Raw genomic sequence first — 24,607 nt, 5'->3', positions numbered from 1 at the left:
TAATAAAATGGAAAAAGATTTGGAAGATTTCAAAATTGAAAAAGTATTCATTAATGAAACGAAAGATCAATTGATAAAAGTTGGCGAACAAAAGCAACAAAAAGTTACCACCCAACAATTGTCCACATATATTCCAGTCCATAGAGATATTGTTAGTTTAATCAAAGCTACTGAAGATAAAATGATCCCTGAATTATTACCATTAAGACATCAAAGAATGATGCAAAATCCTTTTACCTTTTTTAGAGGTACTGCAGGATTAATGGAATTAGATTTAAAAAAGCAGAATCAAAGTCATATTCCAACAATTATTTGTGGGGATGCACATTTAAATAATTTTGGTTTTTATGCTTCTCCTGAAAGACAGTTATTGTTTGGCTTAAATGATTTCGATGAAGCTCGTGTTGGTAATTGGGAAAGTGATTTAAAACGATTATTAGTTAGCATTATTTTAACTGGTGAAGTTAATGGATATTCTTCATCAGATATAACTGATACATTGAAGTCAACGATTAGGATGTATCGACATGGTATTAAACATGCCAATGGAATTTCTTTAGTTCAACGATTTTATTTATCATATACAATACTTGACTTAATGGCCTTTGCAAAAGATGATTCACAAATGACTCATGTATTAGACAAAATAATAAAAAGAGCACCTAATAATAATTCCGATAAAGTTGTCAAAAAATTTACTACAACTGATGCTTCCGGAAAGTTGATTTTTAAAGAAAATCCTCCACGAGCTAGAAGGGTTTCACCTGAACTATTTGAAACTATTAAAAAAGCATTTCGACAATATCAAGCTGCTAGCAGAGATTCTGTAAAAGTATTTTTGATTAACTTCAAAGTATGTGATATTATGCGCTACAGTGTTGGAGTTGGAAGCTTTGGGACAAGATGTTATTTAGTTTTATTAGAAGGTAAAGATGGTAGTCATTTAGTATTGCAAATCAAAGAAGCATTGCCATTGAGATTTAATATGTCATCTTTAACTGTACGTCAAGCAAATGAGCAGAGTTTTGATGAAGGAGATCGTATAATTACTGCCCAAAGAGTTTTACAAACATATTCAGATGTCTTTTTAGGTAGTATGCAATTTGGCAGTAGAAGCTATTATATTAGACAATTCCGTGATATGAAAGATTCTATTGATGCTACTAAATTAGATAAGGAAAGTTTTAATGTATATTCTCAAATGTGTAGTTTTATGCTATCAATGGCACATTATCGTACACCTACAGCGCCAATGATTTATGGATATTTAAAAGGTCAAAAAGATTTAGATGCAGGACTGAGTGATTGGTCATGGGCTTATAGTAAGCAAGTCCATAAAGATTATGATACTTTCCAAAATTATTTAATTAATGGTAAATAAAAAGGCTATTAGCTTTAGTATTTGTACAGATAACTGAGGCTAATAGCTTTTTTGTTATACTCATTTTCTAAAAATAGTTTTTCGCTTGCGTTTATATGAGAATCCTTCCCCTAAAGCTTCATGAACATTAAAAATTGACATGAATGCTTTAGGATCTTCATTTAAAGTAAGTCTTTTAACACTGGTGACTTCTCTTGGAGAAACAATGCAATAAATAATATATTTATCAGCTTGCTGATATCCACCTGTTGCATCAATTAAAGTATATCCACGTTCTAATTTTAAATCGATCAAATTGCCAATTTCTTTATATTTATCTGAAATAATTAATATTCCAACAGCTCTATAAGCACCTTGTTGAACTGAATCCATGACTTGTGACAAAATAAAACTAGCAATCAAAGTATACATCATATGTTTAATATCTAAATATGATAATGAAGCGGTTAATACTATAGTATCTAAAATTAATATAGTTTTTCCAGATGGTACACCATATTGCATTTGGAAAATTCGTGCAATAATATCAGTTCCTCCACTAGTTCCATTATATTTAAATACCAATCCTAATCCAAGACCTGATAATAATCCAACTAAAATTGCAGAAATTAACAGATCATGTTCTAAATTTAATTGATATATAATAGGAACATATCGCCAGATCCATAAGAAAAATGATAGACATAAAGTTCCCCAAATAGTTTCAAGTAAGAGTTTTTTGCCTAAATAGCGGTAACCTATTAAAATTAATGGTATATTTAACACTAAAGTACTGAGCCCTGGGTTAATGCGCCACCAGTAATGTAAAATCAAAGTGATACCTGTTAACCCACCATCAGCTAATTTATTAGGTATGCTGATGGCATCAATACCTAAGGCATAGAGCGCACATCCTAGTGCAATCATAAAAAGTTCAATTAAGAATTGTTTTTGATGTTTTTTCATTTTTAACCTCCTTAGTTGAAATATACATAATTATTTTATCAAAGAATTAATAAGAAATGAGGTTCTAATGGAAATTTCTGATTTACCTACGGTTTTTAAAGAGGCATTGCCAATATTGAATATGTTAAATTCAGCTGGATATGAAGCCTATTTTGTTGGTGGAAGTGTGCGGGATTTACTATTAAAAAGACATATTCATGATATTGATATTGCAACTAGTGCGTATCCTGAAGAAGTAAAAAGATTATTCAATAAATCAATAGATACTGGAATTAAACATGGAACGGTAACTGTTTTATATCATGATAGTAGTTATGAAATAACCACTTTTAGAACCGAATCTGGGTATCAAGATTATCGGCGACCTGATCATGTGGAATTTGTTCAAAATTTAAATGAAGATTTAAAAAGAAGAGATTTTACTATTAATGCTCTAGCAATGGATAGTAATGGAGATATCGTTGATTTATTTAATGGAATTGAAGATTTACATAATCATTTAATTAGAGCTGTTGGGGATGCTGAACAACGATTTAATGAAGATGCATTGCGGATGATGCGAGCATTGCGCTTTATGAGTCAATTAGAATTTAAATTAGAACATAATACGCAAAAGGCAATTTCAGATCATCATGAATTACTTTCAAAAATTTCTGTTGAAAGAATTCGTGAAGAATTTTTAAAAATGATGATGGGAAAAGATGCCAAAAAAGCATTTTCATTATTTTTATCAACCAAATTAAGTGAAGAAGTACCTTATTTTAAAGGTAAAAAAGCACAATTGGCAGTTTTTCCTGATCTTAACTTTATTCCTACAAGTGAATCTAGTATTTGGGCAGTGATTATTATCCTATTAAAATTGCCAAATGCGCAAATTCATCAATTTATGCGTGCTTGGAAAAATTCTAATGCGATGACACGAGAAGTAGAAGAAATTATTGAATTTTTTGATTTGATTTCTGAAAAAACACCAAGTGATTTTGAATTATATCAAGCTGGATTGAAAACTATAATTTCTACAATTGATGTGGCACATACCTTAGGTCAACCGATTAGTTCAGAGCCTATGGTTGATAGATATCAAGCACTTCCTATAAAAAGTAATCATGAATTAGCTATTAATGGGCAAAATTTAATCGCAAAAGGAATCGCTAAGGGACCTCAGATAGGAGAAAAATTAAACCAAGTTTTGCAAGCTGTAGTATCTGGTGAAATTAAAAACACTGAAGATGATATTGATAAATTTTTGCAATAAAAAAAGACGTTTAAACGCCCTTTAAACATAAAGTAATACGGAAAAATACATTAATATTGATCCAAGCATTACAAATAAATGCCAGATAACATGAATATATGGAATGCCTCGTAATGTGTATAATAAAGCACCTGCTGTATAAGCCACTCCTCCAAAAACTAATAGCCAAAATCCTGTATTGCCTAATCTGGTATATAATTGGGTTCCAGATAATAAAACCATCCATCCCATTACAACATATAAAATTGTATCAAAAATGATATGGTTGCCTTTATTTAATATATAATATAAAATTCCAATTATTGTGATTGTCCAAATGACTCCAAACATCACCCAACCAGCAATTCCGCCAATTGCAACTAAAGAATATGGAGTGTAAGAGCCTGCGATTAAAATAAAAATAGATGAGTGGTCAAAAATCTGAAAAACTCTTTTTGCTTTAGTAAACACTAAACTGTGATATAACGTGGAAAATAAATATAATAGTACTAAACTAGAACCATAGATAGTAAAAGTGGTTATTCTCAATGGATTATGCGTTTGTGCAGCTTTTACAATTAATATAACTAGCCCAGCTACTGAAAGCCCAAATCCAATTCCATGAGTTATCGCACTAAAAATATTATCAAGTATATGATAAGTTTTAGAGCGATTTTGCATTGGTTGCATAAGTTTTTTTAGGTGCAAATCAAATCCTCCATGTAAAGATCTTTCTTTCTAACAAATTTTTGATATACTGAATTATAACTGTATGGCTTTTATTTTAACATAATAAACATATGCCATAGAATGGAAGGCGTTAACTTTGATTAAGATTATGACAGATTCTGGAGTTCAATTAACTCAAGAAGAAATTACAAAGTATAATATAACTGTTGTCCCTTTGTCCATCACAATTGATAATAAAACTTATGTTGATGGAAAAGATATTACTAGAAAAGATTTTATCCAAAAGATGGATGCAGCTAAAGAATTACCAAAAACCAGTCAACCTTCAATTGGACTATTTGTAGATAAAATGAAAGAGTTGTCTGCAGATGGTAGCGAGATTTTGGGAATCTTTATGACTAAGAGTTTAAGTGGGACTATTGACGCTGCAAAACAAGCTGCTAAATTAGTTGAAACAAAAACAACAATCGTTGATTCTGAATATATCGATTGGGCTGAAGGATTTCAAGTAATTGCTGCAGCACAAGATATTGATGCTGGAAAAAATGTTGATGAAATATTAGCTCATCTTAAACAAATCCAAAAAAATATGAACCTATCAATGATGGTTACAAATTTAACTAATATTATCAAAGGGGGAAGATTGGGTACTTTAACAGGAAGAGTTGCTAGCTTATTAAATATTCGAATTGCATTAAAAATGCAAATGGGCAAATTAGAAATTGCAGAACGTGGTCGTGGTAAAAAATTTACTAAAAAATTTGATACTTATCTAATTGATAAAATTAAACAAACATCTAATATTAAAAAAATAGGGATATCCTATGTAGATACACCAGAAGAGATGCAAATTATAGCTGAAAAGATCAAGCAAGTTAAGCCAGATATTGAAGTAATGATTCAAGAAACTAGTCCTATAATAATAACTCATGCTGGACATGGTGCATATGCAATTGAATATTATACGGAGTAAATAATGGCATATAGAGAAAGCTTTTATAGATTTTTAATGACTCGCCGCGATCCAGATTCTTTAGATGAAGTTGCTCAATTTGCTAATAATGCGCAACATGACCAATCTTTTCCAAAACAGGAACAAGATTATCAAAAATTATCTGAATATCTAGAAGAAAATGCTGGGTATTTACCTGCAATGAGCATATTTGACCATGCTTATCAATTATATGTAGAACATATGGAATAAATGATAGCCAAGCTAGTTGCTTGGTATTTTTTGTGATTAGAAAGGAAAAACAATGTCAACAATTCAATGGTATCCAGGACATATGAATAAAGCTAGAAATCAATTAGAAGATAAGCTTAATTTAATTGATGTTTTAGTTGAAATCGTTGATGCAAGAATCCCTGTAGCTTCACGTAATCCAATGATTGCAGAGCTTGCTGGGAATAAGCCACATGTTATTATTTTGAATAAAGCAGATTTAGCAGATCCAGTATTAACTAAAAAATGGCAAAAGAAGTTAGCTGAAAAGGGTAAATTTGTAATTTCTCTTGATGCACAACACAATACTAATATGGATTATGTTTTTGCGATTGTAAAAAAAGCTGCTGCTGAGAAAACTAATAAGTTAAAAGAAAAAGGCGTACCCAATCCTATGATCAGAATTGCATTAGCAGGTGTGCCAAATTGTGGGAAATCTACGATTATTAATCGTATGGTTGGCCGAAACGTTGCGATCGTTGGAGATAGGCCAGGCGTCACAAAAGGGCAAAGCTGGCTAAAAACAAATACTAACATTCAAATTTTAGATACACCAGGAATTTTATGGCCGAAGTTTTCAGATCAAGAAGTTGGTTATAAATTAGCTGCTCTAGGTGCAATTAAAGACAGCGTGTTTCATGCTGATGATGTTGCGTTATATGTCACGGAATTATTAAAAAAATATTATTTGGCAGATTTTGTAAAGTTTTCAAGAATTGATAAAGAAAAAGTCTTAGCTGAAACTAATCCTGAACTTTTATTACAAATGACAGAAAAATATGGAATGCGTGATGATTATGAACGCTTTTCGCTTTATTTCTTACAACGTTTAAGAAAAGGTAAGATAGGAAGAATCACTTTAGACAGACCATGACAATTAAAGAAATAAAACAGTTACTTACTAGTCAAAGTATTAGTGAAAATCAACTTAATGAATTAAAGTCTGATCCTAGAATTGGTGTGAAAAAGTTATTAGTCTTATATCAAAAACGGCAAGAAAAATTAACTCTTGCAAAGTTAGCTTTTCAAAATAGATTTATCTATGAAAAACACTATTGGAATAAAAATAAGTTAGTGGCAGGAGTGGATGAGGTAGGACGTGGGCCACTAGCTGGGCCTGTAGTTACAGCAGCTGTGATTTTGCCTTCGGATTTTGATTTAATTGAAGTTAATGATTCTAAAAAATTATCTCCTAAAAAAAGATTGGAGCTATATCCCAAGATTCTAAAAGAAGCACTTGCAGTAGGCATAGGAACATCATCACCTGAAGTAATTGATAAAATTAATATTTATGAAGCTGATCGAGTTGCGATGGCACAAGCTGTTAATGCATTAAATATCAAGCCACAAACTTTATTAGTTGATGCAATGCAGATACCTGTAGAAATTCCACAAATAAAATTAATCAAAGGCGATAGTAAATCTAATTCTATTGCGGCAGCTTCAATTGTCGCAAAAGTTTTTCGTGACCAATTGATGGATGACTATGCTAAGATTTATCCTCAATATGATTTTGAAAATAATGCAGGGTATGGAACTAAAAAACACATTGAAGCACTGCAAAAATTTGGACCCACTCCTATCCATCGCAAAAGTTTTGAACCAGTGAGTGAATTTTTTAAATAAAAAAGTAATAATTTCTAGTTTTTGTCGTACTTATATAATAGGGGGATAAAAAATGAATATTACAGATTTCTTATTAAGATTAAAGCTCACAAAAAATATAGGATATAAAAAGACATTATTAATTGCATCACAGTTGCAACAAAATCTGGTCACTAAAAGCCAAATAAGCTCATTAAATATTCCAGATGATATAAAAAGGATTGCTATAAAGGCATTTGAGTCTGATGAATATGATAAAAAATTAGATCGTATTTATCAGCAATGTCAGGTAATCTCCTTTTTTGATGATATTTATCCAATGCAATTAAGGGAGATTTATTGCCCACCATTAATTTTATTTGCCAAAGGAAATATTCAATTACTTAAAAAAGAAATTGCAGTAATCGTCGGTTCGCGGTATCCTACAAAATATAGCGAAAAAGTAATTAGTGAATTAGTTCCTAAAATTGGTAAACAAAACTATTTGATTGCTAGTGGCTTAGCTAGAGGGGTGGACTCTCTAGCTCATCAAGAAGCTATAAAAAATAATATAGGGACTATTGCAGTTGTTGGTAATGGATTAAATCATTTTTATCCTAAGGAAAACTATCAATTGCAAAACCAGATTGCTGAAACTGGATTAATATTAAGTGAATATTTACCAGATACACCACCAAGACCATTTAGGTTCCCAGAGCGAAATAGAATTTTGGCAGGATTGAGTAAACATGTTATTGTCACTGAAGCAAAACAAAAATCAGGTTCTTTAATTACTGCAAGCATTGCCTTGCAAGAAAATAGAAATATCTATGCAATACCTGGTTTAATTACAAAGCAATTATCACAAGGTCCAAATCAGTTAATTGCTGGTGGAGCTATTCCAATTATTAATTTGAAAGATTTCGCTTTTGAATGATATTATTTGACAATATTAATGATATTATTTTAGACTAATCAAGATTTTAACAAATAAGAAAGGGGCATTTGATGCCTACTAAAAGAAAAAAGAATTTAGTTATTGTAGAATCGCCTGCAAAAGCCAAAACAATTGAAAAATATCTTGGACGTAATTACCATGTTATTGCATCAAAGGGACATATTCGTGATTTGCCTAAGTCACAAATGGGTGTTGATATTGATGATAATTATAAGCCAAAATATATTTCAATTCGTGGTAAGGGCGACACAATTAAAGAATTGAAAAAAGAAGCAAAAAAAGCTAAATATGTTTATTTAGCATCTGACCCCGATCGAGAAGGAGAAGCTATTGCTTGGCATGTTGCTCATGTTTTAGGACTAGATGAAAAAGAAAAAAATCGTGTAGCATTTCATGAAGTAACTAAAGATGCTGTCAAAAATGCATTTAAGACTCCAAGAACTATTGATATGGATACTGTGGATGCCCAGCAAGCTAGAAGAATACTAGATAGACTTGTTGGTTATTCACTAAGTCCAATTTTATGGGCAAAAGTCAAAAAGGGCTTAAGTGCTGGTCGAGTACAATCGGTTGCTTTAAAAATTGTAATTGATCGTGAAAAGGAAATTAAAAACTTTAAACCTGTTGAATATTGGTCAATTGATGGTGAATTTACTAAGGGAAGAAAAAAGTTTCAAGGCAGCTTTTATGGAATAGATGGTAAAAAGACTGATTTACCTAACAATGATGCAGTGCAAGAAGTTTTAGCAAGAATTGACCGAAAAAAGGCATTTGAAGTAACAAAAGTTGTCAAAAAGCAACGTAAACGCCAACCAGCTGCTCCATTTACAACTTCTACAATGCAACAAGAAGCAAATAAGCGACTTGGTTATCGAACTAGAAGAACTATGAGTATAGCACAGCAGCTATATGAAGGTATTAGTTTAGGTAAGCAAGGAACAGTTGGATTGATTACCTATATGAGAACAGATTCAAAAAGAACCTCCCCAATTGCTCAACAAGAAGCTTCAAAATTTATAAATGAAATATATGGTAGTGAATTTGCCGCTAAATCACAACGTCATTTCAAAAACCAAGAAGATGCTCAAGATGCCCATGAAGCAATTAGACCAACAAGTGTTTATCGAACACCAAAGTCTTTGGAATCAGTGTTAACTAAAGAACAATTACGCTTATATACTTTGATTTGGTCAAGATTTGTGGCAAGTGAAATGACACCTGCTGTTTATGATACTGTTCGTGCAGATATTGAACAAAATGGTGTTATTTTTAGAACTACAGGCTCTGTATTAAAATTTGCTGGATTTACAAAAGTTTATGATAATGCACATGAAAAAAATATTGATTTACCTGATTTAAAAGAAAATGATCAAGTAAAATTAACAAAAGTTGATCCAAAACAACACTTCACTATGCCACCTGCAAGATACACTGAAGCTAGCTTAGTTCATGCACTAGAAGAAAATGGTGTGGGTCGTCCATCTACATATGCACCAACTATCGACACAATTCAAAGACGCTATTATGTAAAACTAGAAGGTAGATCAATAGTTCCTACTGAATTAGGAGAAATTGTTGATAGTTTAATTGAAAAGTTCTTCCCAGACATTGTTAATATTGATTTTACAGCTCAAATGGAATCTGATTTGGATAAAGTCGAAGAAGGAAAAAATAATTGGGTAAAAGTTATTGATGAATATTACAAGCCATTTTCAAAAGAACTAGATAAAGCTGATTCTGAAATGGAAAAAATTCAAATTAAAGATGAACCCGCTGGCTTCAATTGTGATATTTGTGGCGCTCCAATGGTTATAAAAATGGGACGGTATGGTAAATTTTATGCTTGTTCACGCTTCCCTGATTGCCGTAATACTAAGCCTATTATTAAAGAAATTGGAGTTATTTGCCCTAAGTGTGGTAAAGGCCAAGTTGTTGAAAAGAAATCAAAACGTGGTCGTAAATTTTATGGATGTTCACGCTATCCAAAATGTGACTTTGTTTCTTGGGATAAGCCTGTAGGACGTAATTGTCCAAATGATGGACATTTCTTAGTAGAAAAAAAGACTAAGAAAGGTTTAATAATTTTGTGTCCAAATGGAGACTATCGCGAAGAAGTTCCAGATAATGATTAAATAATAATAGATAATAAAGCTCAGAGATGGGCTTTATTTTTGTAATCAAGAAAATATCCTGTATTGTAAAATAAATGATATGATTTTAAACAAAGACAAGATAAAGGAAAGATGTAATATGCCTCAAAAAGTAACTGTAATTGGTGCTGGATTAGCTGGTAGTGAAGCTGCTTGGCAACTAGCAAAACGCAATATAGAAGTAGATTTATATGAAATGCGACCAGTAAAACACACACCAGCCCATCAAACAGATAAATTTGCTGAATTAGTATGTACTAATTCAATGCGTTCAGATCAATTGTCTAATGCAGTTGGTTTATTAAAAGCAGAAATGCGAAAACTAGACTCTCTAATAATGCAATGTGCAGATCAAACTGCTGTTCCTGCAGGTGGTGCATTAGCTGTTGATCGCGGTCAATTTAGTCAAATGGTCACTGATAAACTTAATAGTTTAGATAATGTGACAGTTCATCAAAAAGAGTTATCTCAATTACCAACAGATGGGATTACCATTGTAGCAACCGGTCCTTTAACTAGTGATGATTTGGCTAATAGTATTACTAAATTCGCTGGGGTTGATAGTTTGCACTTTTTTGATGCAGCAGCCCCAATTGTTGCGGCTGATTCGATTGATATGAATATTGCATATAAAAAATCTCGTTATGATCGAGGAGAAGCTGCTTATATTAATTGTCCAATGGATCAAGAGCAATTTGAAAAATTCGCTAATAATTTAATTGAGGCTGAAACTGCACAACTACATGGTTTTGAAAACAAAAATGTTTTTGAAGGTTGTATGCCAATTGAAGTAATGGCTAAGCGTGGAATTAAAACCATGTTATTTGGACCTTTAAAGCCAGTTGGACTACAAGATCCAAGAACAGGAAAGATTCCATATGCAGTAGTACAATTGCGTCAGGATAATGCTGCAGGATCTATGTACAATATCGTTGGGTTTCAAACTCATCTAAAATATGGTGAACAAAAGCGGGTTTTCTCAATGATTCCTGGTTTAGAAAATGCACGTTTTATCAGATATGGAAAAATGCACAGAAATACATATATTGCAAGTCCTGCAATGCTAAATGCAACTTATGAATCAAAAAAACAAGCTGGATTATTTTTTGCAGGTCAAATGACTGGAGTAGAAGGTTATGTAGAAAGTGCAGGAAGCGGGTTAGTAGCTGGAATCAATGCTTCTAAAAAAGCGCAAGGATTGCAACCAGTTGTATTTCCTAAGCAAACCGCTTTAGGTTCAATGGCAAAATATATTACTAGTGTGGATGTAAAGCATTTCCAACCTATGAATGCAAGTTTTGCATTAATTCCTAAATTAGATCATAAAGAACGTAATAAGCGCTTGCGCAAGCAATTGATTAGCGAACGTGGATTAGAAGTTTTATCTGAATTTATGCGAGATGAATTAAATGGATAGCGATGATGATAAAATTAATGCTTTTATCAATTATTTAAAATATGAGCGTCAATATAGTTCTAAAACTATTACTGCATACAAAACAGATTTACAAAAAATACAAACTTATTTTCAAAAAAATAAGGGCTTTTTAGGGTGGAATAAAGTGACAACTAATGATATTGTGCTTTATTTGCAAACATTGGATACCAAAAATGCTAAGACAACTCAAGCTAGAAAGTTATCAAGTTTAAGGTCTTTTTATAAATTTTTAGTTCGTAGACATTTGACTACTAATAATCCCGCTATGGATATAGAATTTGCTATAGGAAAAAGAAAACAACCAGATTTTTTTTATGAAAATGAGATTGATGGGTTGCTTGATTCACTAACTGCAACTGATCCTTTTACAATGCGTAATCGAGCCTTATTTGAATTGTTTTATGCGACGGGGATGCGTGTAAGTGAAATGAGTCATTTGATGATAAATCAAATAGATTTTGATTTAAAAATGATTTTAGTTCATGGTAAAGGTAAAAAGGATCGCTATGTTGATTTTGGCAATCCTGCTAAAACTGCTTTATTGGCATATCTAAGTAAAAGTCGTCCAATTCTGTTAAAAAATAAAACCAATGACTATGTATTTTTAGATAGGTTGGGGGATAGATTAACTTCTACGGGGATTTCATATGTCATGAAGAAAGTCTTTAAAGAAAATGGAATTGAACAAAATGTTCATCCACATGAATTAAGACATACATTTGCAATTCAAATGCTCAATCATGGAGCGGATTTACAAACAATTCAAGAATTATTAGGACATGTAAATCTATCATCAACTCAAGCTTATACTCATGTGACTATGAAGCACTTGAAAGATAATTATGATAAATATTTTCCAAAATAGAAAAAGTTAAAACTTATGAAAATGTTTTCTTTTTTGGTGTTTTTATATTCCAAAACTGATAACATGGTTTTAGTAGGTAATTGTAAATTATCTCACAATTAAAGGAGACAATTAATTATGACAACAATATGTTCCGTAAAATATAATGGAAAAACTGCTATTGCTGGTGATGGGCAAGTAACTTTAGGTGAAAAAGTTATTGCTAAAGCAACGGCTAAAAAAATTAGAAGAATTTATCATGACAAAGTAATTATTGGCTTTGCTGGAGGGGTTGCTGATGCAGTTAGTTTGCAAGAGATGCTAGAAGGCAAACTAGAGGCTTATTCTGGCGATTTGCGCAGAGCTGCAGTAGAGATGGCTCAAAGTTGGCGCAAAGACCCTACTTTGCAAAAATTGCAAGCAATGTTAATAGCGTTTAATCAAAAAGATTTATTGTTAATTTCAGGCAATGGTGAGGTATTAGAACCAGATGAAAATGTTGTAGCAATCGGATCTGGTGGTAATTTTGCACAATCTGCTGCATTAGCTATGACAAGGCATTCACAAAACATGACTGCTAGTCAAATTGCTAAAGAAGCCGTCGATATTGCAGCCGGAATTGATGTCTTTACAGATCATGAAATTATTACAGATGAAATTTAAGGTAAAAAAATGTCAGTAAAAACTCCAAAAGAAATTGTTAATGAATTAAATCAATATATTATTGGACAACAAGAAGCTAAAAGAGCAGTTGCGATTGCTTTATATAATCGATATCGCCGCTTGCAATTGCCAAAAAACATGCAAGAAGAAATCACACCTAAAAATATGTTAATGGCAGGACCTACCGGTGTTGGTAAAACTGAGATTGCACGTAGATTAGCTAATATTGTTGAGGCGCCTTTTGTAAAAGTTGAAGCTACGAAGTTTACTGAAGTTGGTTATGTTGGACGTGATGTTGAATCAATGGTTCGTGATTTGGTTCAAGAAGCTGTTCGTATGGAAGAAAAAGATCAATTTGCTAAAGTAAAAGCAGAAGCTACAAAAAGAGCTAATAAAAAACTGGTTAAATTACTAGTTCCTGGAATCAAACGTGAAAAACGTGAAAATCAAATGCAGCAAATGATGCAAATGCTTATGAATGGCAATGAAAACCCTAGTGAACCTACTGAAGAAGTAGATGATAACATTCGCAATGAACGTTTGAGTGTAGCTGATAAATTAAGCAAAGGCTTACTTGAAAATCGCGAAGTAACTATTGAAGTAACTGAAGCTCCTAAGGTTAACCCAATGAGTGATATGATGGGTCAAATGGGAATGGATATGAATTCAATGTTAGGAGATTTAGTACCTAAGAAAAAAATCAAACGAACTTTGGCTGTCAAGGATGCTAGAGAAGTTTTGATTCAAGAAGAATCTCATAATATGGTTGATTATGACAATTTATATCAAAAAGCAATTGAACGAACCACTCAAAATGGAATTATCTTCATTGATGAAATTGATAAAATTACTGCTGGTAATAAACAACAAAATGGTCAAGTCTCAAGAGAAGGTGTTCAGCGAGATATCTTACCAATTGTTGAAGGTTCTACTGTTCAAACTAAATATGGCTCAGTTTCAACAGATCATATTTTATTCATAGCTGCAGGTGCATTTGCTGAATCAAAACCTAGTGATTTGATTCCTGAGCTGCAAGGTAGATTCCCTATCAGAGTTGAACTTGATGCATTAACACAAGATGATTTTGTCAAGATTTTAAAAGATCCAGAAAATTCATTATTAAAGCAATACAGTGCATTATTAAAAGCAGATGGTGTAAACTTAATCTTTACTAAAGAAGCAATCGAAAAAATTGCTCAAATTGCTTATGATGTCAACCAAGGAACTGATAATATTGGTGCTAGAAGACTAGCTACAATCTTAGAAAAATTGCTCGAAGATGTATTATTTGAAGGCCCTGATATGGAAATGGGTGAAATAACAGTCACTCAAGCCTATGTTGAGAAAAAATTAAGCGATATTATTAAAAATAAAGACTTAACTAAATTTATTTTGTAAATAAGGATTTTGACATATGAACTATGAACTAAAAAATAAATTTTTAACTGTGATTATTTCTTCAGATGGAGCTCAAATGCAAAGTGTCAAAGATAACCACAGCGGCACGGAATATCTCTGGCAAGCTGATCCTAAAATTTGGGGTCGTCATGCACCAATATTGTTTCCTTTCGTTGGTCGACTAAAAGGTGATCAATATACTTATCAAGGCAAAACATATCATATGGGTCAACACGGTTTTGCTAGAGATATGGAGTTTGATGTGTTTGAAAGAAAAGCTGACAGTATAACTTTTTCTTTGAAAGACACTGAAGCAACCTTGAAAAAATATCCTTTTAAATTCGAATTGCGTGTCACATATTCGCTATTAAATAATTTGATTAGAGAAGATTTTGAAGTAATTAATAAAACCGATGGTGAAATGATCTTTGGTATTGGAGGACATCCTGGATTTAATTTACCAACTAATGCGCATTTAAAGCGCGATGATTATTATTTCCAAATAATGCCTTTGAAAGATCGAATTAGAATCCCATTAAAAGCGCCATATCTTGATTGGCAAAATAGAACACTATCTGCAATTGATACACCAATTACAATTACTGATAATTTATTTAAAAATGATGCTTTAGTTTATGAACTACGCGGATCCGAAAACAAAGTTACTTTAAAAAATGATCAAAATAAATATCATATAAATGTATGGATGAAAAATGTTCCTTATGTAGGAATTTGGTCACAATATCCTAAATCTGCAGATTATGTTTGTGTAGAGCCTTGGTGGGGAATTGCAGACACATTAGACAGTGATGGTAAATTAGAAGATAAAAAAGGAATGAATCGTTTATCAAAGGGGCAAACTTGGCAAGGTGGTTTTGAAATGACATTCCATAGTGCAGAGTAATTTATTAAAATATAAGACATATTAAAAAGTCATATTTTGAAAATTTCAAAGTATGACTTTTATTGGTTTATTTAGATTTGTTCTTTCTTTTTCTATACCAGTAATATAAACCAAATGGTACCATGTTTTCATCATGATTGAGAATGCGCTTGATGTTAGAAATGTGTCTTGCATAAAATAATATAACCATTCCTGCAGCTACTATCGTTAAATATTTATCATGAAAGAAAAATGAAGCAATAAAAATTATTACTACTGAGATTAAACTTGATACACTGATCATGCTGGTAATGAAGACCATTGGAATAAAAACTATTGCACAAACTAAGAAAAAGTTTAAGCTATAACCTAGTAAAACTCCTGCACTTGTGGCAACAGCTTTACCACCATGGAATTTTAAAAAGATAGAAAATGTATGTCCTAAAATAGCAATTGCACCAAATACTAAAACTAAATAATGTGGCCCCAAATGCGTCCATTGTGGTAATAGCGAGGCTACAGTACCCTTTAAAACGTCAATAATTAAAACTATTGTTCCAGCACCAGGTCCTAATACACGAAAACTATTTGTTGATCCAGTATTGCCAGAGCCAAATTTCCTAATGTCTTTTTTGAAAAAAATTTTACCAACTAACACACCAGTAGGAAAAGAACCGATAAGATATGCTAAAATAATTAACAGCACTATTTTTATAGCAGCCATAAATACAACCCCTTTTAAGTCTATTGGTATTGTAGCAAAAGATTTAACAAAATGGGGTTTTTATTTCTGTAATTTTAGATAAATGGAGAAATTAATGAGTAATAAAAATACATATGATGATTCTTCAATTCAGATTTTACATGGATTAGAGGCCGTTAGAAAACGACCTGGAATGTATATAGGATCAACTGATATACATGGATTGAATCAATTAGTTTATGAAATCGTAGATAATTCAGTCGATGAAGCAATGGCTGGATATGGTAAAGAAATTAATGTAACTATTCATAAAGACAACAGTGTTACAGTTCAAGACTTTGGGAGAGGGATGCCAACTGGGATGCATGAGTCAGGAATTCCAACAATTGAAGTTATTTTGACTGTATTACATGCAGGTGGTAAGTTCACTCAAAAAACTTATCAAACTTCAGGTGGGTTACATGGTGTTGGATCATCAGTTGTTAATGCGTTATCGTCTTATTTAAAAGTACATGTTGTACGAAATGGTCGAGCATATGAAGAAGAATTTCGCAATGGTGGTAAACCTGTAGGAAGTTTAAAAGATTTAGGCAAAACTAATGAAAAAACTGGTACTACAATTACGTTTAAACCAGATGCATCTATTTTTTCGACAACAACATTTAATTATGAAACTATCGAAGAGCGAATCAGAGAATCTGCATTTTTGCTGAAAGGAGTTAGATTTAATTTAACTGATGAAAGAGAACCAAATCATCATGAAAGCTTTAAATATGATGATGGTATCAAGTCATTTGTTGAATATTTAAATGAAGGCAAAGATACTATTGGGAACGTCTTTTATTTTGAAGGCAAGCAAGATGAGATTGAAGTAGAATTTAGTGGACAATATAGTGATAGTTATTCAGAAAGCTTAGTTTCATTTGTTAATAATGTTCGAACTATTGATGGTGGAAGTCACGAAATTGGAGCACGCAGCGGATTTACTAGAGCATTTAATGAATATGCTAAAAAACAAGGTTTATTAAAAGAAAAAGATAAAAATATTGAGGGCTCTGATTACCGGGAAGGTTTAAGTGCAGTTTTATCAGTTAAGATTCCAGAAGAGCTATTAGAATTTGAAGGTCAAACTAAAGGAAAACTTGGTACTCCTCAGGCTAGAAGTGTTGTAGATAGTATTGTTTATGAAAAAATGTCTTACTATTTAATGGAAAATGGTGAGTGGGCTCAAGATTTAGTTAGAAAAGCTCAACGTGCTAGAGATGCAAGACAAGCTGCTAAAAGAGCCCGTGATGAAAGTCGTAATGGCAAGAAAAAACGCAAGAAAGAAATTCTATCTGGTAAGTTAACACCTGCTCAATCACGCAATCCAAAGCGTAATGAATTATTTTTAGTCGAAGGTGATTCTGCGGGTGGTTCTGCAAAACAAGGCCGTGATCGTAAATTCCAGGCAATTTTGCCGTTAAGAGGTAAAGTCTTAAATACTCAAAAAGCTAAATTAGCTGATATCTTCAAAAATGAAGAAATCAACACTATGATCTACACCATTGGTGGAGGAGTTGGCAATGAGTTTAAAGTAGAAGATAGTAACTATGACAAAATCATTATCATGACTGATGCCGATGATGACGGTGCCCATATTCAAATATTGCTTTTGACATTTTTTTATCGCTATATGAGACCAATGATTGAAGCTGGTAAAGTTTATATTGCATTGCCTCCTTTATATCGCTTGCAAAAAGGCAAGGGCAAAAATACTAAGATTGAATATGCTTGGACTGATGAAGAACTTGCAAAAGATGAAAAACAGCTGGGTCATGGCTATTCATTGCAGCGTTTTAAAGGATTAGGTGAAATGAATGCTGATCAATTGTGGCAAACCACTATGAATCCTGATTCTAGAATGTTAATTCGAGTATTAATTGATGATGCAGCACTAGCCGAACGCAGAGTCACCACTTTAATGGGTGATAAAGTTGCTGTAAGAAGAAAATGGATTGAAGAAAATGTGAAGTTTAGAATGGGTGAAGAAGCTTCAATTTTAGAAAATCAATAGAAAGGTTAATGATTTTAATTGGCACAAAAAACTGAACGAATCACCGATATGCCACTAGCTCAGGTAATGGGTGAAAGATTTGGAAGATATTCTAAATATATAATTCAAGAAAGAGCTTTGCCTGATATTAGGGATGGATTAAAACCTGTACAGCGTAGAATTTTATATGCAATGTATAAAGATAATAATACTTATGATAAAGCCTTTAAAAAAGCTGCTAAGGCAGTTGGTAACATTATGGGTAATTTTCACCCTCATGGTGATAGTTCTATATATGGAGCTTTAGTTCACTTATCACAAGACTGGAAAATGCGTGAGCCATTAATTGAAATGCACGGCAATAATGGTTCAATGGATGGCGATAGTCCAGCTGCAATGCGTTATACAGAATCAAGATTAAGTAAAATATCTAATGTTTTATTGCAAGATATTGATAAAGAAACTGTCAATATGGTTTTGAATTTTGATGACACAGAATATGAACCCACTGTATTACCAGCACAATTTCCTAATTTGTTAGTTAATGGAGCAACTGGAATTTCATCTGGATATGCTACAGAAATCCCACCGCATAATCTAGCTGAGGTAATTGATGCAATAATTCATTTGATTAAAAAACCAGATGCTAGTTTAGATGATTTAATGCAATATATTAAAGGACCTGACTTTCCAACTGGTGGAATTGTTTTAGGTACCAAAGGTATTAAAGAAGCCTATGAAACTGGCCGTGGAAGAATCCAAGTTAGATCAAAGACTGCAATTCAAGATATTAGAGGTCAGAGACAAGAAATTGTAGTAACTGAAATTCCATTTAATGTGAATAAAGCCTTTTTAGTTAAAAAAATCGATGAAATTAGATTAAATCGTGAAATCGATGGAATTAGTGAAGTTCGTGATGAAACTGATCGTCATGGTTTAGCAATTGTCATTGAATTAAAAAAGGGTGCTGATTCACAAAATATCTTGAACTATTTATTTAAAAATACTGACTTGCAAGTCTCTTATAATTTCAATATGGTGGCTATTGATGAAATGGCACCAGTTCAAGCTAGTTTAAAAAGAATCCTACATGCATACATTTTGCATGAAGAAGATGTAGTTACTAGAAGAACAAAATATGATCTTAAAAAAGATCAAGATCGCCTAGAAATTATTGCAGGTTTAATTCATGCTTTAGATATATTAGATGCTGTGATTAAAACAATCAGAAGTTCAAAAAACAAAGCTGACGCTAAGAAAAACATAATTGCACAATATCATTTTACTGAAAGACAAGCAGAAGCTATTGTATCTTTGCAGCTGTATCGTTTAACTAATACTGATGTTAATGCATTAGTTTCAGAACAAGAAACTTTAAATAAAGAAGTTACTCGTTTTGAAAAGTTACTTGCTAACAAAAAAGTATTACAAAAACAAATTATCAAAGAATTAACTAAAGTCAAAAAAGATTTTGGTAGTGAACGAAGAACTGAAATTACTGAGCATACTTCTAAAATTACAATTGATGAAAAAGCATTAGTTGCAGATGAAGAAGTGAGAGTATTGGTTAGTCAAGATGGGTATTTAAAGCGCTCTTCTATTCGCTCATATCAGTCAACTGATGTTGGAGATAATGGATTGCCTGATGGGGATGCAGTAGTATTTGAAAAAAATCTGTCAACTTTAAGTAATCTATATTTGTTTACTAATAAAGGCAATATTATCTATCGACCAGTTCATGAATTAATTGAAACTAAGTGGAAAGAAACAGGACAACATTTATCACAAGAAATTGGACTTGCTTCTGATGAATTAATTATCAGAGTATTTGACTTCAAGAATTTACATGAACAAAGTAATTTCTTAATTGCAACAAATGATGGATATATTAAGCAACTAGAGTTAGAAAATATTCAACCTACTCGGACTTATAAATCAAAAGCTATGATGGCAATTAAAGTTAAAACTGAAAACTCTCGAGTTGTTCGTGTAGACAAAATAAAACCAGATAGTAAACAAGAAATCTCTTTATTTACTAATCAAGCTTATGCAGTTAGGTATAAAGTGAGCGAGGTGCCAACTTTAGGTGCAAGAGCAGCTGGAGTTAAGTCAGTTAACTTAAAAGCAGATGATTATGTAGTGTCATATGTATTAGTTAAACCTGCACAAGTTGATAACTTAATAATTGGGTTAATTACGCAAAGAGGGGCATTCAAGCAGCTTAAGTTGAATTTAATTAATTTAGTTACTAGAGCAAAACGTGGAGTTTTAGTCTTAAGAGAATTAAAAACTAAACCTCATCGTATTGAAGCATTAGCTGGATATTATCAAAACCATCAATTAATAATTACAACTACTAGTCACAGAATTATAAAAGTTAATACTAATGAGTATCCTTTAGGTGATAGATACTCCAATGGTTCATTTGTGTTAGATCCTACTACGGATGGAGTTCCAACGAAAATGGAGTTAGGCAGACCATTAGGTCAGCAAGCAAGAGACGTTTCTGATTTATTTGATTAAAACTTATGGTTTTATAAGTATAAAATTATAAATGATTAAAAAGGGCATTAATTTGCCCTTTTTGTGTTATATAAGTTATTATTATAATGTATTGAGTTTTTAAGGCTATCAAAGCATAATACGCAATTTTAATATTTAAAAAATATTTCTAATAATTAACTAAGAAGGAGGGAAAAGAAATGTCTAAGGAAAATATTGATACAGTTTTATCAGCAAAATCATTACATTATTTTTTACAACTTGTTGACAATATGAATTACACGCAGACTTCTCAAATTCTTGGCATTACACAACCCGCATTAACTCAACAAATTAAAAAGTTAGAACGTGCAATTGGAGCGCCTTTATTTGGACAGATGGGTAAGAAGTTATATTTAACTGAAGCTGGTTTTGAATTAGAACAAACTGCCCATAAAATTTTTTCGTTGGTCTCTAATAGCATAAGTAAAATACAAGAATATTCCAAAACCGATGAAGGACATATCTCAATTGGAGTATTAATGACTTTAAAGTCTAATATTTTGGAAAAGTTTTTAGTAGAATTCAACAAAAAATATCCTAATATTACAATTAGCTATTCTTTATATAATCGTCGAGATCTTTGGCATAAACTTGAAGCTAACCAATTAGATTTTGCAATTGTATATATGCCTGAAGTGACTGGAACCAATGAAAAATTACTCCATCAATATGAAATACACGAAATTGTTGCTGATGAATTAATCATTTTGACACACCGAGATCTAATTCATTGTAAAGAATATCCAATAACCAAATTCAAATATGATAAGTGGATCTCTTTTGAAAAAAATTATTATTTAGCTAGTTTGATGGATCAAATCTTTGTTAGAGAAACTGGAACCACTATGAATCCAGTGTTCAGATTTGGGGATACTGAGCAATTAATCGCAACGGCTGAAGCTACTAAATATAATACTTTTGTTTCTAAAAGCTATTATAAAATGCACCAAGATAAAATTACTTTGACTCCAGTAAGAATCAAAGGTAATGACAGTTTTAAAATTTGTTATATGTATCGCAAAGGAAAACTACGAATTCCACGAATTGCAAATTTTGCGGATGCATGGAATAAATACTTGGAGAAACTGGTTAAGTCTAGTAAAATGAACTGTGATAAGTAAAAAATTTTAGTAAAGAGGCAAATTGTAATGGCAAAAGAATTAATTTTTGGACATCAAAATCCTGATACTGACGCAATTGGAACTGCAATAGCTTATTCATATTTTCAAAACCAACAAGGCTATGATACAGAACCTGTAGCATTAGGTGAAGCTAATGAAGAAACACAATATGCATTAAAAACTTTTGGGTTTAGCGCACCTAGAGTAATTAAGACAGCAGCTAATGAAGTTGATGAAGTTATGTTAGTTGATCATAATGAACCTCAACAAAGCGTTTCAGATATTGATAAACTAACTGTAACTCATGTTGTTGATCATCATAGAATCATGAACTTCGATACTGCAAAGCCATTATTCTTCCGTGATGAACCAGTTGGTTGTACAAGTACTGTATTATGGAAGATGTTCCAAGAAGCTGGAGTAGTAATTCCTGAAAATATTGCTGGTATTATGATGTCAGCTATAATTTCAGATACTTTATTATTAAAATCTCCAACAACTACTGATGATGATGTTCATGCAGTTCAAGATTTAGCTGAAAAAGCTGGCGTTGACTTCAAGAAATATGGTCTTGAAATGTTAAAAGCAGGAACTAACATCGCTGATAAGTCAGAAGATGAATTAATTGATGTTGATGCTAAGAGCTTTGAATTAAATGGTCATCCTGTAAGAATTGCACAAATTAATGTAGTTGATTTACCAGAAGCTATGAAACGTAAAGATGCTTTCATTAAAGCAATGGAAAAATCAAGTAAAGATAACAACTATGATATGTTTGTTTTAGTTATTACTAATATCTTAGATTCAGATTCAGAAGGTATTGTTGTTGGTAGTGATGAAATGAAAGCAAACTTTGAAAAAGCATTTGGTGTTAAATTGCAAGACTCTAGTGTTGCACTCCCAGGTGTTGTATCACGTAAAAAGCAAGTTGTTCCACCATTGACAGATGCTTTTAATGCTTAATTATTATTTTAAAGCTAGTTGCTAAAAGGGCAGCTAGCTTTATTTATATTAGTAAAGGTGAAAAAATATGTATCCACAATTAAATTTAGATGATCATAAAGTTGATGCAACTATGCATACAAATTTTGGTGATATTTCAATTACATTATTTCCAAAACAAGCACCAATGACAGTAGAAAATTTTGTTAGATTAGCTAAAAAAGGTTACTATGATGGAACTACATTTCATCGTGTGATTAGTGATTTTATGATTCAGGGTGGGGATCCTGAAGGAACTGGTGCAGGTGGCCAAAGTATTTGGGGACATGAATTTGAAGATGAGTTTTCAGATCAATTGTTTAACTTGCGAGGAGCTTTATCAATGGCTAATGCAGGACCTAATACAAATGGTAGTCAATTCTTTATTGTTCAAAATAAGAATGTTCCAAAGAGAATTAGCAGACAATTAAAAGAAGCTGGTTATCCAAATGAAATTGTTAAAGCTTATAAGCAAGGCGGAACACCTTGGCTTGATTATAAACATACCGTATTCGGCCAAGTGATTGATGGGATGGAAATAGTTGATAAAATAGCTAAAGTCAAAACAGATAATTCTGATAAGCCAAAAGATGAGGTAGTGATTAAGTCAATAACAGTTGAATAGAAGTTATAAAAAAGTTTTGAATTTTCAAAGCTTTTTTAGTTTACGCATAATGTATAATTGTTAGTAGATTTATGAATGAGGAGTAATCTATGAAGCAAAGTTATAATGGCGGAATTTCATCATATGCACTATGGGTTTTAGAAATGACAAAATTCATTGAATTATATCAATCTGGAAAAAGTATTGCTGAAATTAAAGAATTAAGTGATAAAACTAATGTCTTTCAAATGTCAACGCCAACTAGGGCAAAAAGAAGTTCAAGGAACTTGGCTTTGAGAATAAAGTTGTTACCTAAGCCATTAATAGATGTATATAGCGACCTAAATATTACAAATAAAAAAATAATTTCATTATTTTCACTGATGTTATCTAGCAGATTACTAGATGAATTCATGTATGAAGTTTATCGACCAAAAATTTTAAGACAAGAAACATTATTGCAAGATTATGAAATCGAAGCTTTTATTAATCAAAAGAAAATTGAAAGTTCTGAAATAAATAATTGGTCATTAAATACTCAAAAAAGAGTGAAAGGGTCTATAAAAACTTTTTTGAGGGATGCAGGATTAATGAAAATTAAGGATAAATCTGAAGATGAATTGCTCTTTCCAATAATAGATTCTCAAGTAATATTAATAATGAAAGCTTCAAAGTTAGATTATGAATTAGCAGCATTGGGAGTAGAAAAATAATGTCTGAAAACTTAAAAATAAGGTTTGATCACTTAAAAGAGCAATTACTTGATCCTAATTTTCAAGCTAACAGAGGATTATCTAATGAAGTAGGTTATTATATATTTGATTATCCTGCTGATCACACTATTGAAATGAATAAAATGTTAAATAAGCTAAAAAGCTCACCATTAGCATCAAAAGTAAATTTAAAAGTTTTTGATGTTTATGACATTATGAGAGTAGGGTCAGCAGCTGATCGCACGATAGCTATAACGATTAACATACAAAACAAAAATTATGATTTAGATAAAGATTATTACTTGGTTATTAAGTCTGATAATGGAGAGAAGAAGAGAATTAAATATGGAATGGACTTGTTTATTTCAAATAATTAAATAGGCTAGCACATGAGTGCTAACCTTTTTATTTAATATAGATATTTACCAATAACCTTATTTCTTTTTTCTACATTAAGTAACACATTATTGACTGTAATATATCATTTTTTCTTGATTTTAACGATAAAGAAAGAAC

General features: G+C 31.8%; 23 protein-coding genes. 20 read left to right on the top strand and 3 right to left on the bottom strand.

Features of this window, described 5'->3' with window-relative positions:
- Positions 1–7: 7 nt before the first annotated feature.
- Positions 8–1,381, top strand: coding sequence for a DUF2252 domain-containing protein (locus AC38BG_RS05805; protein WP_489936919.1), 1,374 nt, complete (start codon positions 8–10; stop codon positions 1,379–1,381).
- A 60-nt stretch (positions 1,382–1,441) separates the two neighbouring features.
- On the opposite strand, the gene AC38BG_RS05800 is transcribed toward AC38BG_RS05805, so the two are convergent.
- A complete protein-coding gene (locus AC38BG_RS05800) occupies positions 1,442–2,326 on the bottom strand; it encodes a YitT family protein (protein ID WP_489936918.1) in 885 nt (294 codons plus the stop codon).
- Between the two features lie 67 nt (positions 2,327–2,393).
- On the opposite strand from AC38BG_RS05800, the gene AC38BG_RS05795 reads away from it, so the two are divergent.
- Positions 2,394–3,581 (top strand): CCA tRNA nucleotidyltransferase, encoded by a 1,188-nt coding sequence (locus AC38BG_RS05795; RefSeq protein WP_489936917.1) that lies wholly within the window; start codon positions 2,394–2,396, stop codon positions 3,579–3,581.
- Between the two features lie 21 nt (positions 3,582–3,602).
- Here AC38BG_RS05795 and trhA read toward each other — a convergent pair whose 3' ends face one another.
- Complete coding sequence (trhA, locus tag AC38BG_RS05790) at positions 3,603–4,250, bottom strand: PAQR family membrane homeostasis protein TrhA (RefSeq protein WP_489937849.1); 648 nt, start codon at positions 4,248–4,250, stop codon at positions 3,603–3,605.
- A 148-nt stretch (positions 4,251–4,398) separates the two neighbouring features.
- Here trhA and AC38BG_RS05785 point away from each other — a divergent pair, with 148 nt between their 5' ends.
- The 11 genes from AC38BG_RS05785 (at position 4,399) to AC38BG_RS05735 (ending at position 15,411) form a co-directional block, all read left to right on the top strand.
- Positions 4,399–5,223, top strand: a complete 825-nt coding sequence (locus AC38BG_RS05785; protein WP_489937848.1) for a DegV family protein — start codon at positions 4,399–4,401, stop codon at positions 5,221–5,223.
- Positions 5,224–5,226: 3 nt separating this feature from the next.
- Positions 5,227–5,454 (top strand): YozE family protein, encoded by a 228-nt coding sequence (locus tag AC38BG_RS05780; protein ID WP_489936916.1) that lies wholly within the window; start codon positions 5,227–5,229, stop codon positions 5,452–5,454.
- Positions 5,455–5,506: 52 nt separating this feature from the next.
- Positions 5,507–6,346 carry a ribosome biogenesis GTPase YlqF gene (gene ylqF, locus AC38BG_RS05775; protein ID WP_489936915.1) on the top strand — a complete coding sequence of 280 codons (840 nt, stop codon included), beginning with the start codon at positions 5,507–5,509 and terminating at the stop codon, positions 6,344–6,346.
- A complete protein-coding gene (gene rnhB, locus AC38BG_RS05770) occupies positions 6,343–7,098 on the top strand; it encodes a ribonuclease HII (RefSeq protein WP_489936914.1) in 756 nt (251 codons plus the stop codon). Before ylqF ends, rnhB begins: the two co-directional genes overlap by 4 nt.
- Positions 7,099–7,150: 52 nt before the next feature.
- Positions 7,151–7,993 (top strand): DNA-processing protein DprA, encoded by an 843-nt coding sequence (dprA, locus tag AC38BG_RS05765; RefSeq protein WP_489936913.1) that lies wholly within the window; start codon positions 7,151–7,153, stop codon positions 7,991–7,993.
- Positions 7,994–8,064: 71 nt separating this feature from the next.
- Entirely contained in the window at positions 8,065–10,146 is a 2,082-nt protein-coding gene (gene topA / locus AC38BG_RS05760) for a type I DNA topoisomerase (protein WP_489936912.1), read from the top strand.
- Positions 10,147–10,264: 118 nt separating this feature from the next.
- Positions 10,265–11,581 (top strand): methylenetetrahydrofolate--tRNA-(uracil(54)-C(5))-methyltransferase (FADH(2)-oxidizing) TrmFO, encoded by a 1,317-nt coding sequence (gene trmFO / locus AC38BG_RS05755; protein WP_489936911.1) that lies wholly within the window; start codon positions 10,265–10,267, stop codon positions 11,579–11,581.
- Positions 11,574–12,467, top strand: a complete 894-nt coding sequence (locus AC38BG_RS05750; RefSeq protein WP_489936910.1) for a tyrosine-type recombinase/integrase — start codon at positions 11,574–11,576, stop codon at positions 12,465–12,467. The genes trmFO and AC38BG_RS05750 overlap by 8 nt, the downstream gene beginning before the upstream one ends.
- Before the next feature lie 117 nt (positions 12,468–12,584).
- The gene (hslV, locus tag AC38BG_RS05745) at positions 12,585–13,109 is read left to right on the top strand and encodes an ATP-dependent protease subunit HslV (protein ID WP_489936909.1); all 525 of its coding nucleotides are present in this window, start codon (positions 12,585–12,587) and stop codon (positions 13,107–13,109) included.
- 9 nt (positions 13,110–13,118) lie between these two features.
- A complete protein-coding gene (gene hslU, locus AC38BG_RS05740; protein ID WP_489936908.1) occupies positions 13,119–14,507 on the top strand; it encodes an ATP-dependent protease ATPase subunit HslU in 1,389 nt (462 codons plus the stop codon).
- 16 nt (positions 14,508–14,523) lie between these two features.
- The gene (locus AC38BG_RS05735; protein ID WP_489936907.1) at positions 14,524–15,411 is read left to right on the top strand and encodes an aldose 1-epimerase family protein; all 888 of its coding nucleotides are present in this window, start codon (positions 14,524–14,526) and stop codon (positions 15,409–15,411) included.
- A gap of 67 nt (positions 15,412–15,478) precedes the next feature.
- Here the strand turns inward: AC38BG_RS05735 and plsY are convergent, their stop codons facing one another.
- The gene (gene plsY / locus AC38BG_RS05730) at positions 15,479–16,114 is read right to left on the bottom strand and encodes a glycerol-3-phosphate 1-O-acyltransferase PlsY (protein ID WP_489936906.1); all 636 of its coding nucleotides are present in this window, start codon (positions 16,112–16,114) and stop codon (positions 15,479–15,481) included.
- A 94-nt stretch (positions 16,115–16,208) separates the two neighbouring features.
- Between plsY and parE the strand changes: the two genes are divergently transcribed.
- From parE to AC38BG_RS05695, 7 genes are all read left to right on the top strand, one after another.
- Positions 16,209–18,149: a DNA topoisomerase IV subunit B gene (gene parE / locus AC38BG_RS05725; RefSeq protein ID WP_489936905.1), complete on the top strand. Its 1,941-nt coding sequence runs from the start codon at positions 16,209–16,211 to the stop codon at positions 18,147–18,149.
- A gap of 18 nt (positions 18,150–18,167) precedes the next feature.
- Entirely contained in the window at positions 18,168–20,651 is a 2,484-nt protein-coding gene (gene parC, locus AC38BG_RS05720; RefSeq protein ID WP_489936904.1) for a DNA topoisomerase IV subunit A, read from the top strand.
- A 179-nt stretch (positions 20,652–20,830) separates the two neighbouring features.
- On the top strand, positions 20,831–21,793 hold the full coding sequence (locus AC38BG_RS05715) for a LysR family transcriptional regulator (protein WP_489936903.1): 963 nt from the start codon (positions 20,831–20,833) through the stop codon (positions 21,791–21,793).
- Positions 21,794–21,820: 27 nt separating this feature from the next.
- Positions 21,821–22,756, top strand: coding sequence for a manganese-dependent inorganic pyrophosphatase (locus tag AC38BG_RS05710; RefSeq protein WP_489936902.1), 936 nt, complete (start codon positions 21,821–21,823; stop codon positions 22,754–22,756).
- Between the two features lie 67 nt (positions 22,757–22,823).
- Positions 22,824–23,399: a peptidylprolyl isomerase gene (locus AC38BG_RS05705; RefSeq protein ID WP_489936901.1), complete on the top strand. Its 576-nt coding sequence runs from the start codon at positions 22,824–22,826 to the stop codon at positions 23,397–23,399.
- Positions 23,400–23,488: 89 nt separating this feature from the next.
- Positions 23,489–24,091 carry a DUF1819 family protein gene (locus AC38BG_RS05700; RefSeq protein ID WP_489936900.1) on the top strand — a complete coding sequence of 201 codons (603 nt, stop codon included), beginning with the start codon at positions 23,489–23,491 and terminating at the stop codon, positions 24,089–24,091.
- A complete protein-coding gene (locus AC38BG_RS05695; protein ID WP_489936899.1) occupies positions 24,091–24,468 on the top strand; it encodes a hypothetical protein in 378 nt (125 codons plus the stop codon). The genes AC38BG_RS05700 and AC38BG_RS05695 overlap by 1 nt, the downstream gene beginning before the upstream one ends.
- The last annotated feature ends 139 nt before the right edge of the window (positions 24,469–24,607 follow it).

The sequence above is a fragment of the Lactobacillus sp. M44 genome (assembly GCF_058130005.1).
The sequence above is the reverse complement of the archived record's forward strand: the minus strand, read 5'-3'. Positions and strand labels throughout refer to the sequence as shown.

Excerpts from the sequence above, each read along its gene's own strand:
- AC38BG_RS05715 (WP_489936903.1), top strand. The coding sequence starts at position 20,831 with ATGTCTAAGGAAAATATTGATACAGTTTTATCAGCAAAATCATTACAT.
- AC38BG_RS05705 (WP_489936901.1), top strand. The coding sequence starts at position 22,824 with ATGTATCCACAATTAAATTTAGATGATCATAAAGTTGATGCAACTATG.
- AC38BG_RS05695 (WP_489936899.1), top strand. The coding sequence starts at position 24,091 with ATGTCTGAAAACTTAAAAATAAGGTTTGATCACTTAAAAGAGCAATTA.
- topA (WP_489936912.1), top strand. The coding sequence starts at position 8,065 with ATGCCTACTAAAAGAAAAAAGAATTTAGTTATTGTAGAATCGCCTGCA.
- AC38BG_RS05735 (WP_489936907.1), top strand. The coding sequence starts at position 14,524 with ATGAACTATGAACTAAAAAATAAATTTTTAACTGTGATTATTTCTTCA.
- AC38BG_RS05805 (WP_489936919.1), top strand. The coding sequence starts at position 8 with ATGGAAAAAGATTTGGAAGATTTCAAAATTGAAAAAGTATTCATTAAT.
- parE (WP_489936905.1), top strand. The coding sequence starts at position 16,209 with ATGAGTAATAAAAATACATATGATGATTCTTCAATTCAGATTTTACAT.
- AC38BG_RS05780 (WP_489936916.1), top strand. The coding sequence starts at position 5,227 with ATGGCATATAGAGAAAGCTTTTATAGATTTTTAATGACTCGCCGCGAT.
- AC38BG_RS05700 (WP_489936900.1), top strand. The coding sequence starts at position 23,489 with ATGAAGCAAAGTTATAATGGCGGAATTTCATCATATGCACTATGGGTT.
- hslV (WP_489936909.1), top strand. The coding sequence starts at position 12,585 with ATGACAACAATATGTTCCGTAAAATATAATGGAAAAACTGCTATTGCT.
- plsY (WP_489936906.1), bottom strand. The coding sequence starts at position 16,114 with ATGGCTGCTATAAAAATAGTGCTGTTAATTATTTTAGCATATCTTATC.
- AC38BG_RS05800 (WP_489936918.1), bottom strand. The coding sequence starts at position 2,326 with ATGAAAAAACATCAAAAACAATTCTTAATTGAACTTTTTATGATTGCA.
- AC38BG_RS05750 (WP_489936910.1), top strand. The coding sequence starts at position 11,574 with ATGGATAGCGATGATGATAAAATTAATGCTTTTATCAATTATTTAAAA.
- hslU (WP_489936908.1), top strand. The coding sequence starts at position 13,119 with ATGTCAGTAAAAACTCCAAAAGAAATTGTTAATGAATTAAATCAATAT.
- AC38BG_RS05795 (WP_489936917.1), top strand. The coding sequence starts at position 2,394 with ATGGAAATTTCTGATTTACCTACGGTTTTTAAAGAGGCATTGCCAATA.
- dprA (WP_489936913.1), top strand. The coding sequence starts at position 7,151 with ATGAATATTACAGATTTCTTATTAAGATTAAAGCTCACAAAAAATATA.
- trhA (WP_489937849.1), bottom strand. The coding sequence starts at position 4,250 with ATGCAACCAATGCAAAATCGCTCTAAAACTTATCATATACTTGATAAT.
- AC38BG_RS05785 (WP_489937848.1), top strand. The coding sequence starts at position 4,399 with ATGACAGATTCTGGAGTTCAATTAACTCAAGAAGAAATTACAAAGTAT.
- ylqF (WP_489936915.1), top strand. The coding sequence starts at position 5,507 with ATGTCAACAATTCAATGGTATCCAGGACATATGAATAAAGCTAGAAAT.
- trmFO (WP_489936911.1), top strand. The coding sequence starts at position 10,265 with ATGCCTCAAAAAGTAACTGTAATTGGTGCTGGATTAGCTGGTAGTGAA.
- AC38BG_RS05710 (WP_489936902.1), top strand. The coding sequence starts at position 21,821 with ATGGCAAAAGAATTAATTTTTGGACATCAAAATCCTGATACTGACGCA.
- rnhB (WP_489936914.1), top strand. The coding sequence starts at position 6,343 with ATGACAATTAAAGAAATAAAACAGTTACTTACTAGTCAAAGTATTAGT.